A 13,086-nucleotide genomic window follows, 5' to 3' on the forward strand; every position below is an offset into this window, starting at 1 on the left:
TGGAAAGGGAGTTTCTATGATCGAGAAAAAGCTGTCAAAAAAACCTTATATCCATGAACATTGCCAGTTGTTTCATACAGAATTAGGTGAATACACAGAAATAGGGGCTCACAATTATTTAGAAAATGTAAAAATGGGGGATTTTTCTTATACAGGGCAGTTTTGCATCCTGCAAAATGTTGAAGTTGGAAAATTTTCCAATATTGCTGCGATGGTGCGAATTGGTCCAACCGCTCACCCGATGAATCGCCCTACTTTGCACCATATTACGTATCGGAGAAAAATGTATGGAGTTGATACTCATGACGATGAAGCGTTTTTATCATGGCGTAAAGCACAAATCACCTATATCGGTCATGACACATGGATTGGCCATGGGGCAATCATCATGCCTGGTGTAAAAATCGGCAATGGTGCAGTAGTCGGCAGCGGAGCTATTGTGACAAAGGATGTAGAGCCTTATACAATCGTTGCTGGAATACCAGCCAAACCGTTAAGGCGCCGATTTGATGAGCAAACGGTTAAACGATTGGAACAAATCAAGTGGTGGGATTGGTCGTATGAAACGTTGAAAGAACGAATCGACGACTTGTCTCAACATATTGAAACATTTCTAGATAAGTATGAGGGAAGAAGGGAATTCAGTGGAAAACATTTTAACGGTTGAGAGCCTGTCCAAAACATTTCGATTGCACAGTGTAAACAAGGAAATCCGCGCAATTAACAAGATTAGCTTTGTTGTAAAAGAAGGAGAATTTGTCGGTATTACCGGTAAAAGCGGCAGCGGCAAATCAACCATTTTAAAATGCATCTACCGCACATATTTGCCTGAAAGTGGAGACATCTGGTACAACTCAAAAAAGTTTGGCCTAATCAATTTGCGAGAAGCGACGGAAAGAGAAATGATTTATTTACGAAAGCATGAGATCGGATACGTATCGCAGTTTTTAAATGCTTTGCCTCGTATAACGGCCAGGGAAATAGTCAAACAAGCGATATTAGAAATGGGGCATAACGATAAGTATGCGGAGGAAGAGACAGAAAAAATATTGACGCATTTTGAACTGGATCCTCAGCTTTGGGATAGTTATGTTGCTACTTTTTCCGGAGGTGAAAAACTGCGGTTGAACATCGCTAGAGCAATGGTAAAGCGTCCGAGACTACTTTTATTGGATGAACCGACGGCAAGTTTAGATGATGAATCGAAGGAAAAAGTAAGAGTATTGATGGAGCAGCTCGTTCGCGAAGGGACAACAATGCTGGGAATTTTTCATGATTTGTTGTTCATGCAAAACTTATGTGATGTAGAATACCGAATGTTGGACGGGGAAATCATCAAGTATTCTGAAAAAAAACCCTTTACAAAACATTAAAAATTCTTTAGTAATTCAACGATATGAATTAACAGTTCCTTTACATTCATCCTTTATATTCAATTATAAATGGAAAAATAATCTATTTTGAAAGGAAAAGGGGTAATGAATATGAAAAAAATGTTGAGGTTTATGAGCATCGCTTTCATCTTGGTCATCTTTTTATCAGGTTGTTCATCATCAGCAGGAACAGAAAGCGATTCCGCTCAAAAAAGCGGCGACGATACGCTTACAATTGCATGGTACCCGAATGAATCCGGCGAAGATTTGAAAGCGGCACGTGACGAAATCGCTAAGTTGATTGAAGAAGCAACTGGAAAGAAAGTCGAGCATAAGACGACAACTGATTACATTATTGCCATTGAGGCGATTGCAAACGGAAATGCTGATTTAGCGTTTATGGGTGCACAGGGATACATAGAGGCTCATGACAAAAATGAAAAAGTGCTTCCTCTCGTCGTTCCGAGCGGTGAATCCGGCACACTTGATGATGCCATGTACTACAGCTGGCTTGCTGTAAATAAAGGGGATGAAGACGAGTACAAAAGCGGCTCCGGGTTTTCCATTGATAATATAGCTGGAAAGAAATTTTCATTTGTGTCTAACAGCTCCACATCAGGCTTTAAAGTTCCATCGACCGAAATCGTTTCGTACTTTAGCCAAAAGGAAGAGTACAAAGATTTAACTGTTGACGACTTATTAGAAGGCGGCGAGGGCAAGTTTTTCAGCGAAGTGCAATATGGAGGCTCTCATCAAGGGTCTGCGGTTAACTTACTGTCTGGAAAAGTAGATGTAGCAGCATTTTGCGACACATGTGTGAACAACTATATTGAATTAGTTGACGGTGAGCAAAATAAACCGGGAGCGGTATATAAAGTCAAAAAAGATGCTGCTGAGCCGTTTCATACTGTGCCTGGAAAGGAATTTGTCTTAATTTCAGTCACACCGGTATTGAATGCTCCGTTTGTTGTCAATACGGAAACCGTATCTGAAGAAGATCGCAAAAAGCTTGTGGAAGCATTTGTTTCTGATGAAGTAGCCAACAATACGAAGATTTTCGTGCCGGAGGATTCTGATTTTAGCGGTTTGTTTACGAAAAAAGCTAATGAGCGTTTCGTTGAAGTAGAGGATTCTTGGTTTGATCCGATCAGAGAATTGTCTAAATAAGGATTTGGTGAGGGATAAACGATGACAGCCATTTTAACATTAAATAACGTGTCAAAACGTTATGGAAGCAATACAATGGCGCTTCAAGACATGAACTTTTCTGTAAAAGAAGGGGAATTCGTTTCGATCATTGGTCCATCGGGGGCGGGGAAATCAACCCTCCTCCGGTGTATTAACCGCATGATCGAAGCGTCTAGCGGTGAAATCATATTTGATGGTGTCGACATTTTAAAGCTTGGCAAAAAAAGCTTAAGAAAAGTGAGAGCAACCATTGGAATGGTCTTTCAGCATTACAATCTTGTCACTAGATTAAGCGTAATTGAAAACGTGCTCCACGGCAGGCTCGGCTACAAGTCAACTTTGGCAGGAGCATTCGGTTTATACAGCGAGGAGGAGAAAAAGCAGGCGGTTCATATTCTCGGATTGTTGGGGCTGGAGGATCAAGTGTATAAACGGTGTGATCAGCTAAGCGGCGGACAAAAACAAAGAGTCGGAATTGCCAGAGCCTTAATTCAAAATCCGAGAATGCTATTGTGTGATGAGCCGATTGCCTCCTTAGATCCGAACTCTGCCAAAATCATCATGGATCATTTAAAAAATATTTCTTCTACACTCGGAATTACTTGTATTGTCAACCTGCACCAAGTCGATGTCGCTTTGAAGTACTCTGATCGAATTATCGGTATTAATAATGGAAAGAAAGTGTACGATGGTCCTCCGAAAGAAATAACGGAAGATATTGTTCGCAATATTTATGGCTCTGAAGTAAAGAATCTGATTCTTTAATGTAGGTGAAGATCATGCAAGCAGATATCTTTGTAAAAAGAAGAAGAAGCTTCTCCTTATTTTTTTTATTGTTGATTGTGTTAACGTATCTTTCTATGTTGATAACCGATTTTCAGCTTGTGAAAGGACTCGCCTCTGTCGCAAAGGCAGTAGAGTGGGGAGTGACAAATTTTTTTCCTGATGCAAAAGCGATGGAAAAGCTTCCGGATATTTTAAGTAAATTACAAGAAACAGTTTTAATATCAGTCGCTTCCACGACAACTGCAGCTATTTTTGCTACTTTTTTCGCAATATGTGGTTCGAAGACAACGAAAGTGAATGGTTTATTAAGTGCAATAAGCAGAGGAATTGCAACTGTTTCTCGTAATATTCCGGTAGCTGCATGGGCATTGATTCTGCTCTTTTCTTTTGGACAAAGCTCCATTACCGGATTTTTTGCTTTGTTCTTCGCCTCCTTTGGTTTTTTAACGCGAGCATTTATAGAAACGATCGATGAAGTTAGCAATAGTTCCGTTGAAGCATTGCGTGCAACCGGCGCCCAATTTTTTCCGATCATCTTCCAGTCGGTCATTCCATCCAGCCTTCCCCAGATGATCAGTTGGGTATTATTTGAAATTGAAACGAATATTCGCAGCGCGACTTTAGTTGGAATTTTAACCGGAACAGGAATTGGTTTTTCTTTTGACTTGTATTATAAAAGCTCCAATTATAGTGCAGCGAGTTTGGTTGTCATGACTATCGTACTGACGGTATTTGTCATTGAATATCTTTCGAATTTGATAAGAAGGGTCATTTTATAACGATGAATGAAAATTTAAGGAAGAAAGGGTGATGATATGAATAATGAATGGTTGATGAAAACTGGAAGCACTCTGAAAGACAGCGGAAAATTAACGCATTCTTCGAAAATAAAAGTGAAACCGTTGACGAAGCAGGCAATTGCCATCCGGCTGACATTGACAGCATTATTCGTTATTACTGTTTATGGCTTTACAATGTTTGATTATGGCGATACAAATTTCATGTCTGGATTAAAAGAAACATTTGCGAATTTTAAAGCAATGTTTTTCGAAGCAAGCTTTTCGCGTTTAACTATAACAGAAGCAATCTATCAAGTGTTGATAACCTTGGGGCTTGCTTTTTTGACGACAATGTTCGGAGCTGTTATTGCACTTTTTCTAGGGCTGTTGGCAGCGCAAAATTTATCAAATAAAGTTGTTTCCAATACCATTAAAGCCTTTGTTGCATTTATTCGCGCCGTTCCTACTGTTTTGTGGGTGCTGATTTTTTCCGTCGCTGCTGGTCTAGGAAGTGTTGCAGCTGTTATTGGCATGACGTTTCACTCCATTGGCTATTTGATTAAAGCATATTCTGAATCGTTCGAAGAGTTGGATGAAGGTGTGATCGAAGCATTAAAGGGCTGCGGGGCCAATTGGTGGCAAATTGTGTTTCAGACGGTAATCCCTTCGTCAATGACGTATTTAATTTCTTGGACGTTTATGAGATTTGAGATTAACTTTTCCGTTGCCGTTGCGATGGGGGCTGCCGCAGGAGCAGGCGGGATCGGATTTGATTTGTTTATGGCGAGCGGATTTTATTTTGATTTAAGGGAAATCGGAATGATTACTTACTTCATTCTTGTTTTAGCGATCATTTTCGAATTTGTTTCGACAAGAATGAAGGTAAATTTGCGTGAAACTCATTAATTATTTTATAAAAACAGTGAAAGCAGGTGTTGACCGTAATGATTGATTTACATTGTCATTCAAATATATCAGATGGCTCAATGAGTCTATTTGAATTGATTTCTCTTGCGAAAGAAAAAGGAATCACCCATTTGGCAATTACGGACCATGATACGACAAAAGGATTAAAGGAAGCGAAATATATAGGAGAGCAGCTCGGAGTAACTATTATTCCAGGGATCGAGATTTCGGCTTATGACTATAAAAGACAACGGAGAGCCCATATTTTAGGCTTTTTTGTGGAACCGCATCACGAAGCGATTGAAAACCTGTGCAGCCCGCTGTTAAAGATGAGACACCTAGCATCATATGAAATGACGAAAAGAATTATGAAAGCAGGTTTTAACATTTCATGGGAAGAAGTAGAACAATTCGCCAAAGACGGCACAGGGGTATACAAACAGCATATTATGCATGCTTTAATAAACAAAGGATACGCTGACAAAATCTATGGCGATCTATATAATAAGCTTTTTTCAAAAGGCGGGGAAGGAAAGCCGCAAGGATTAGCGCACATACCTATACAGTATGTCGATGTTGAAGATGCGATTGTTGCCATCCGCGAGGCGGGCGGTTTGCCGGTACTTGCCCATCCAAAACAATTCAACAATTTTGATGCAATCCCCGAGTGGGTTGAGATTGGCTTAGAAGGCATCGAAGCAGTTCACCCTTTGCATGGACCTAAGGACGAAGAACTTGTCAAATATTATGCGGACCAATTCGAGCTGATCGAAACAGGAGGATCTGATTTTCACGGCTTTTATGGAAATTTTGAACTAGGCAGCAAAGATGCCGGAATGGTTCGATATGAAAAACTTCTCGAACGCTATCAAAAGCTATGTGAAAGCAAGAAAACATTATCGTAAACGATTGGAGAAGCCCCCACTTCCATTTTAGGGTAAGCTAAAATAAGTGGAGGATGAATCTCCTTTGGGACATGGCCTCTGTTCAACAGTTTGCGTAAACAGATAAATATACAAAGGCATACGGTTTTATCTTTTTTTATATGGATCTTTAAAAAAACGTGTCGAATATTGAGCACGGAACATATGAATAAAGGAAATGTCTTTGATATAGAAAATTTTGAACGGTATCCTTTTACTTATATTAATTTGTTATAAGGGGTTCCTATTCATTATATCTAAATTGTAAATTTTTAGCCCGATTCCTCTAAGATTGACTTTTAAAATCAAACAAATATCAATCTATAATGTCAATAAACAGATTTAAGAAAACGATAAAAAAATATACAAAATGGTCTTTAGGCATTTTTCAATTTTTCAAGTGGATGCGGAAAGCAAAAATTTAATATGGCAAGCTCTTAGTTTTTTTCAAAACGGATTTCTTTTTCAGAAAAATTGGGAGCTTTCCGCTCATTCTGTTTTATGTGTTTATGTGTCGGTATGCCATACAAATAGTCTAAACTGCTTTATCCCTTCCTCTATAAACGGTGATATATCGGAACGTCCGGCATAAAAAAATGTCCACACACTAAAGAATAAAAATTTTGAGCCAGTGACTGTTGAAAGTAAGGGTAGTGACTTAAACAATATGAAGTCTAGGAATTTGTGTAAAAAGAAGTGGACATAAATCGGTTCTATATCCGGAGGCATAAGTTTGCTGAACTGAGAGTCGGCTTTAACACAAACATTAGGACTTGACCAATTTTTTGCTTTTAAGAAAGGTGGGGGAAATATATTAAAGGAGTATTCCAGAATTACTGATTTATGGCAAATCTTAATTCAGTATATTATTCATTTGCAATATTTAGGGTTTTTCTCTTTCTCATTATGTTTAAAGGACAATTGCAAGATCTTGATTCAATTTTCAAGGCAATAACTGAAAAAGATTATACTATTTAATGGATTGTATAACTAAAACCTTGGACATCCGATGGGGATGATTGCTTTGGTAAATATGATGATTCTTTCAATCAAACTAAAAAGACCGTCAACGAATTGCCGACAGTCTTTTTAGTCATTTATATTGTTTCTCGCAACCATTCATACAGATTAGATAAGCCTGCCAAGAAGAGATTGTATAATGTTAAGAATAGTTTCAATAAGTTGCATAGTTTTTCACTCCTAACGATTTTTTATTTCTTGTTACAATTTTATTATATTAAAAATATGGATAAATTATACAAAAATATTCATTTTTTACAATTTCAACGTTTTTTAACTAAATTTCATATATATTTAAGTAGTGTAACAATATTTTCTCTTGTCCTTTATAAAAATAAGAATCAAAGACATTTTTTATCGAAATATCTACCATTCTCATTAGATGTTTTACTAGGACCAAAAATAAGAGATACATATTGGATCAGATTTAAAAAAACAATATGTAATAAGAATTAACTTCTTAAACGAAAACTTGAAAAAATCTGAAAAGAAGTCTTTTTTATTTTTGCCGTCAACACTATTTATTTAGCATAGTCATTATGAAGAAAGGTGCCCAAAATATTCTATTTGGACACCCCGTCAATTTTAAAATACAATTTGTTTATTATTGGATTTTAAAAAATAGTATAGGAACCAACAGATAGTTTTGCTCATCATCTTGTTTTGCCCGGTTCAGCCTAAAAAGTTGTCAGCGACCTTTTTTTATTAATTTTAACATCGTATTCGTGTTTTTTTGAAATTCATACGGTACTTTTATTTCTTCAGCAAACCATCCTAAATCTTTTATGTCCTGAATCAGTTGATCCATATAGTGATATCTTTTGCATGCCAAATTGGTTGTTGGAAACATTCTTATTTCCGTTTTGGTTACACGTATAAACTCTTTTATTGTTTGTAAATGGAAATCATAATCCAATTGATCTTCATAAAGAAATAAAAAGTTGGCTGAAAGCGTCATATCGAATTGATGATCAGCAAAAGGCAATGAGGGCAAAACTGCAGGAACATAGCGGCTTTTGTTCTTTTTCATGTCTACAATGCATTCCGTTAATGCTTTAGTTCTTGCCTGCTCCAATTCTTCAACGGATTTGAAATAATCCCATAGGAAATTCTGTTGAATTTCGGATTTTTTCATATTCTGCATAGTGACAGCAATATCTTGTATTCCTTTTTCCTCCAATTGGTCAATCGGAAAAGAATAAGCAATATCACATGCTGTAACATCTAATCCGAGTTGGTTGGATGCGACCGTAAACGAGCACGCACCTGCTGGGCAATCAAGAACTTTTTGGCCCACTAATTCCTCTTCGGCAAGGTCAAACATTCGCATGTATTCATCCCGAATTCTGCCGATAAAGACAATGTGATTTAAATCCCATTTGTTTTTTGTTTTCACTTTGCTCATCTCTGCTCACCTTTCCTCATACTAATCTAAACTACATGAAAAATATATCAAAAAAAGCCAAACAATGGAACTTCCTTGCCCCCTGCCGGAACTTTAGGCGAATATCTTATTTGTTGAATGAAAATCTAGGAGGAAATTGACATGATTCAGATGTATCCTTATTACGGCAGCGAAACAAAGTGTCTACAAATTCCTATCACTTTTCTGCTGCAGTATCAAAAACGGCAGCCTGGCTTAGAGTATTTGATGAAACCTTTGCCGATATTCGATAATCCTTATTATAAGACGATTTAACGTATGATCCATTGTTCTTATAAGTATTATTAATAGCCAGAAAATTTGCGGATAAGGGTTCATTCAATTGAGCAACAATCATCAACTGAAAAAACATATAGGCCGTAAGCTTTTTAACGTGTTTATCAATAAAATTCCAAAATACTTGACAATTTCATTAATGTATAATGTAAAACGAATGCTATAAATTTGAATTTTATATTTTTATTTTCCAATTTATCAAATCCTTGCTATCAAAATGTAAAATTTTACTTGAAAATTGTGAAGGCTAAATATATAATGAATACAGAATATGTTATTATTTATAAATTATGTAAATAAATTTAAAAATTTCATAAAAGGTGGAAATATGGGGAAAGCAAAAGAATTAAATTATATAAATTTAGCATACTTTTATATTTTTTCACCGAATAATTTTTTTCATATCGTTAACTCTCGAAAAGATAGTCATAAAATTGCGTGGTTGGTATTTGCATTTATTTTGTTAATTTCTTTATGTTTTTTTATATCTATTTCTCCTACGATCACCAATATCGTTGCATCAGTTTTTCAGGAATATGATCTGAAATTTTCGGAAAAATTCAACATTTTAATATTAGTTATTTTATTGTTGCTAGGAACTGTTCAAATAGTGGCAACTATTTTTACAAGTTTTTATATATTACATATCACAAGTATTCTGTTTGGTGGAAAAAGTACAGCAAGACAGTTTTTCCAGAATTATATACTCGCAATGATACCTTTAGGAATAAAATTCATTATATTAACATTATTCGCTGTTACGATTGGAAGTGATTTTTCTTTTTCCTATATAGATTCTCTTAATAAATCTAGTTTTTCTTTGTTAACTAACCTTTTGATAGATCCATTTTTTTGGTGGTCAAGCATTTTGGGATGTATTGCCTTAAAAGAATCACATAAATTGTCTTATATGAAATCAATCATGATTATTTCATTGCTATTTTTATTAGGTCTTTCAACCGTCATGTTATTTAATTTAATTTGAATATTTATGCTTGACTTGAAAGGAGGTGAGAAAATGATACAAGCATATAATAAGAAATTAATTGGCATTGTAGCATTTTTAATGGCTCTAGCAGCATGGACCTATTTTATGGGAACTACTGAATCTGTTGTGACAGCAGTATCAACACAAGGTATTAGCGACGGTTTTCTACTTGATCTTGCTACGAACTTAAGAATTAGCGAAAGAACAGCTTATGCAGTTATTGGTGTAATTCTTGTTACATCAGATGTACTTACTGCTATTAGTCTAATTGCGGCTATTATTGGTGGAGTGGGCTTAATCACAGCCGGAATGGTTCAAACTGCCAAATACTTAGCTAAGAAAAAAGGAAAAGAGTATGCAGCAAAATGGTAAACAAAGATAAAAGGTAATTCAGGTGATGGCGAAATAAGTTTTTGCCATCGCCCTAGATTTTAAATTCAGGGGGCAGTATGTTAAAGTCTAATCTATTTTATTCGAATTTCAAGTTAAATTTTAGACGCTATGTCAATAGATTTCTTTTTTTCTTTCCGTTTGGGGAAAATTTATTGAATCAAAAAATATTACTAGTTTTATTTGTTTTCATTTTTGGAGTATACAATTTTATCCTATATCATTTAGTAGAACTAATCATTCCTTATTTTTCTCAAGCAGCTGTTTTGTTAGTCAATTTGCTAGTATTATGGAATTTAATCAGCAATCTTCGTTCTTCTCATGATATTTTGCAAAGGTTTGTCTATCCGGAAGATTTTCTCTTACTATACTCCGTGAAAACAGATCCAAATGATATATTATTGGTAAGATTTTTTACGCAAATCATTTTCAAGTCACTGTTTTCGACTCTTTTCTTTTTATATCCAATCCTGTTCTACGTTTTAAATTTTGCAGAAGAATCAATAACTTCTAGGCTATTGTTATTTGTATCTTTTCCATTTTATGTTCTTTTTTTAATTGGGGTCATCAGTTTTTATTCTTCAGGATTATACATAATATATTCAAAGTTTTTGCATGTTGTTTTTCAGTCAGCTGTGAAAAGTGTACTTTCTTTTGTTTTTGTTATGCTGCTATCATTTCTGTCTACGACTGTATTTGGCTGGTTAGGCTTTAGCTACTTTTATGAGGAAAACTTTATAGAATCAATCATTCATTCTATTTCTAGATTCAATCTTGATGTGATTTTGACTGGTTATGTGCTGCCTACTAATTGGTTATTTAATACACTAATGGAAGTAGATTACTTTATCTATTATCAACCATTGTTGTTAATTATTGGAATCATTCTAATTTATATTTCGTTTCTTATTGTAAATAAATATTTAGACGTAAAAGATATGTCGCAGCTTTCCAATGAAAAAACAAATGTCAAAATAATAAAAAACAGATCTTTTCATAACTTTATTGATAGAAAACTAAAAAAGCTTTTATCAAGGAAAGTTTTGGCGGTTATGAAAAAAGATTTCATCGCTTTCACTCGAGCGAATTTTTTAATAAAAAAGAGGTTTTATTTATCTATCTATATGCTGGCTTCCGAAATCGGAATATTGTTCGGGTTAGGAATGATGCAAAATTGGTTTGAATTCCCGGCTCTTTTCGTAATATATCCGATCATCTTTGCAGTTTCATTAAATGTCTCGTTTTTAGGAGACGGATTATTAGGGATTACATCAGCTGATGCTGAAAGGGAGAACTTGCTTTTATATAAAGGGTCAGGCTCTTCTTTGAACCAGTTAGTCGTAAGCAAGGCGATTTTACATGTTATTCCTATTTTGATTGTCATGAACGTTTTATTTATATGTGTTGTCTCGTTATTTCATCTGAAACTAAGTACTGTCATTATGATATTTGTCCTTGTAAATACTACCGCTATTATCATCAGCAGTGCTCAAATTATTGGAACGTTTTTGTATCCGCGTCTGGATTGGGAACATATTGAAGATGTTGGCTCTTCCGTTAAAGCTTCTGTTTTTGAACACACGATTCTTGGAATTGTTTTAATATTAAATTTAGAAATATATGGACTGTTAGGGGTTCTTTACTGGAAAAACTACATCAGCAGCATTCTTTTTAATGTGTTGGCAATCTTAGGTTCTTTCTTGCTATTCATAAGCTTTTTTATATTCTTTTACTTTTGGATTAAACGAGTCGGTACTTCTCATTGGGAGATGAGCAGATGATTATAAAAGATGTTTCGAAAAGGTATAAGGAGTATGATGTATTAAAATCAATTAATATTACATTAAAAAGAGGAGAAATATATGGATTATTAGGGCCAAACGGTGCTGGGAAGTCCACTTTGCTTAAATGTATAATCGGATTGGTCACTCCAGACTCTGGAAAAATATTTATTGATGGTAAGACAATTGATGATGATCGATCCGAATTTTTACAATATATTGGTTATGTGCCGGACACACCTTTTATTTACAATTATCTTACTCCAAAGGAATATTTAGATTTTATAGCTGATCTGCAGCAAGTACCCGATTCGCAAAAAACTGACCGTATTCAAATGTTGTTAAAAAATTTTTCACTAAAAGATAAGGAAAATGAAATGATTTCAACTCTTTCCTTTGGTATGAAGCATAAGCTGTCTGTTGCCGGTGCTATCATTCATGAACCGGATGTGCTTTTACTAGATGAGCCGCTAAGCTCATTTGATCCTCCGACAACAATGTTTATGAAAAAGTTTTTAAGGGAATACGCAGATAGTGGAAAAATTATTTTCATGTCTACTCATTTAGTGCATGTTGCTCAAAATCTATGCGATCGTGTAGGAGTTTTAATCAATGGGGAAATATTAAAGGAATACACGAACATGAAAAACATAATAAATTTCGAAAATATGATTATTAACGATATGGAAGAGATTGGTTAAATGAAAAACGTTCTACTGCGAAATAAGCGGGTTTTATCAGTAGCGTTTATAATATACGTGATTGGAATTATCATGGGTACTTTTTTTAGCAATATCTTACCTGTAGAAAGACAGGAACCAAATGTTGGGCGTACTATATTTGATTATTTTATACATAACGTACTTGCGGATGTTTTCATAAGCTTTACTATATTTACGTTTGGAATTTTTACTGCTGCTTTATTACTAGTCAATGGTTTTTTAGTTGGTGTATCTATCATGCACAGTCTTCAACATGGGAACGATCTAATTTATATTGTAACAGCCCTAGTTCCACATGGTATATTTGAGATTCCTGCTATGATTATTGCGGGTTCTATTGGGTTTAAACTGATTGATGCGGTCATTGCCAAAATTAGGGGAGAATCAAATTCCGTTTTTTTAAAGGACATCTTTACATTCTTTTTTCTAATGATCATTTTGACATTTATCGCTGCAGTTGTAGAGGCTAAGATCACTCCATATTTAATGGCCCAACTTTCATGAGGAGGT

At 35.2% G+C, this 13,086-nt stretch carries 13 protein-coding genes and 1 pseudogene; 13 read left to right on the forward strand and 1 reads right to left on the reverse strand.

Annotated elements, in window-relative coordinates:
- The first annotated feature begins 16 nt into the window (after nt 1-16).
- The 7 genes from NSQ84_RS02385 (at nt 17) to NSQ84_RS02415 (ending at nt 5,937) form a co-directional block, all read left to right on the forward strand.
- Nucleotides 17-667 carry a DapH/DapD/GlmU-related protein gene (locus NSQ84_RS02385; RefSeq protein ID WP_066248158.1) on the forward strand — a complete coding sequence of 217 codons (651 nt, stop codon included), beginning with the start codon at nt 17-19 and terminating at the stop codon, nt 665-667.
- Nucleotides 645-1,373: an ATP-binding cassette domain-containing protein gene (locus NSQ84_RS02390; protein WP_327873433.1), complete on the forward strand. Its 729-nt coding sequence runs from the start codon at nt 645-647 to the stop codon at nt 1,371-1,373. Before NSQ84_RS02385 ends, NSQ84_RS02390 begins: the two co-directional genes overlap by 23 nt.
- A 111-nt stretch (nt 1,374-1,484) precedes the next feature.
- Nucleotides 1,485-2,540, forward strand: a complete 1,056-nt coding sequence (phnD, locus tag NSQ84_RS02395) for a phosphate/phosphite/phosphonate ABC transporter substrate-binding protein (RefSeq protein WP_130156532.1) — start codon at nt 1,485-1,487, stop codon at nt 2,538-2,540.
- A gap of 21 nt (nt 2,541-2,561) precedes the next feature.
- Entirely contained in the window at nt 2,562-3,326 is a 765-nt protein-coding gene (gene phnC, locus NSQ84_RS02400) for a phosphonate ABC transporter ATP-binding protein (protein WP_327856909.1), read from the forward strand.
- Nucleotides 3,327-3,340: 14 nt separating this feature from the next.
- Nucleotides 3,341-4,126 carry a phosphate/phosphonate ABC transporter permease gene (locus NSQ84_RS02405; protein WP_327873432.1) on the forward strand — a complete coding sequence of 262 codons (786 nt, stop codon included), beginning with the start codon at nt 3,341-3,343 and terminating at the stop codon, nt 4,124-4,126.
- A gap of 54 nt (nt 4,127-4,180) precedes the next feature.
- The gene (locus NSQ84_RS02410; protein ID WP_339212724.1) at nt 4,181-5,032 is read left to right on the forward strand and encodes an ABC transporter permease subunit; all 852 of its coding nucleotides are present in this window, start codon (nt 4,181-4,183) and stop codon (nt 5,030-5,032) included.
- 38 nt (nt 5,033-5,070) lie between these two features.
- Nucleotides 5,071-5,937 (forward strand): PHP domain-containing protein, encoded by an 867-nt coding sequence (locus tag NSQ84_RS02415; protein WP_327873431.1) that lies wholly within the window; start codon nt 5,071-5,073, stop codon nt 5,935-5,937.
- A 1,726-nt stretch (nt 5,938-7,663) separates the two neighbouring features.
- Here the strand turns inward: NSQ84_RS02415 and NSQ84_RS02420 are convergent.
- On the reverse strand, nt 7,664-8,380 hold the full coding sequence (locus NSQ84_RS02420) for an SAM-dependent methyltransferase (protein ID WP_117017246.1): 717 nt from the start codon (nt 8,378-8,380) through the stop codon (nt 7,664-7,666).
- 141 nt (nt 8,381-8,521) lie between these two features.
- On the opposite strand from NSQ84_RS02420, the pseudogene NSQ84_RS02425 reads away from it, so the two are divergent.
- From NSQ84_RS02425 to NSQ84_RS02450, 6 genes and pseudogenes are all read left to right on the forward strand, one after another.
- Nucleotides 8,522-8,662 (forward strand): annotated as a pseudogene (locus NSQ84_RS02425) (NAD(P)-dependent oxidoreductase); the annotation flags it as partial.
- A 361-nt stretch (nt 8,663-9,023) separates the two neighbouring features.
- The gene (locus tag NSQ84_RS02430; protein WP_162877052.1) at nt 9,024-9,680 is read left to right on the forward strand and encodes a YIP1 family protein; all 657 of its coding nucleotides are present in this window, start codon (nt 9,024-9,026) and stop codon (nt 9,678-9,680) included.
- A gap of 33 nt (nt 9,681-9,713) precedes the next feature.
- Nucleotides 9,714-10,055: an uberolysin/carnocyclin family circular bacteriocin gene (locus tag NSQ84_RS02435; protein ID WP_162877051.1), complete on the forward strand. Its 342-nt coding sequence runs from the start codon at nt 9,714-9,716 to the stop codon at nt 10,053-10,055.
- A gap of 173 nt (nt 10,056-10,228) precedes the next feature.
- Nucleotides 10,229-11,854 (forward strand): hypothetical protein, encoded by a 1,626-nt coding sequence (locus NSQ84_RS02440; protein ID WP_162877050.1) that lies wholly within the window; start codon nt 10,229-10,231, stop codon nt 11,852-11,854.
- A complete protein-coding gene (locus NSQ84_RS02445) occupies nt 11,851-12,555 on the forward strand; it encodes an ABC transporter ATP-binding protein (protein WP_063387905.1) in 705 nt (234 codons plus the stop codon). Before NSQ84_RS02440 ends, NSQ84_RS02445 begins: the two co-directional genes overlap by 4 nt.
- The gene (locus NSQ84_RS02450; protein ID WP_117017242.1) at nt 12,556-13,080 is read left to right on the forward strand and encodes a stage II sporulation protein M; all 525 of its coding nucleotides are present in this window, start codon (nt 12,556-12,558) and stop codon (nt 13,078-13,080) included.
- The last annotated feature ends 6 nt before the right edge of the window (nt 13,081-13,086 follow it).

Origin of the sequence: Aeribacillus sp. FSL K6-3256, assembly GCF_037965805.1 — a bacterium.
GTDB classification, from domain to species: Bacteria; Bacillota; Bacilli; order Bacillales; family Aeribacillaceae; genus Aeribacillus; species Aeribacillus composti.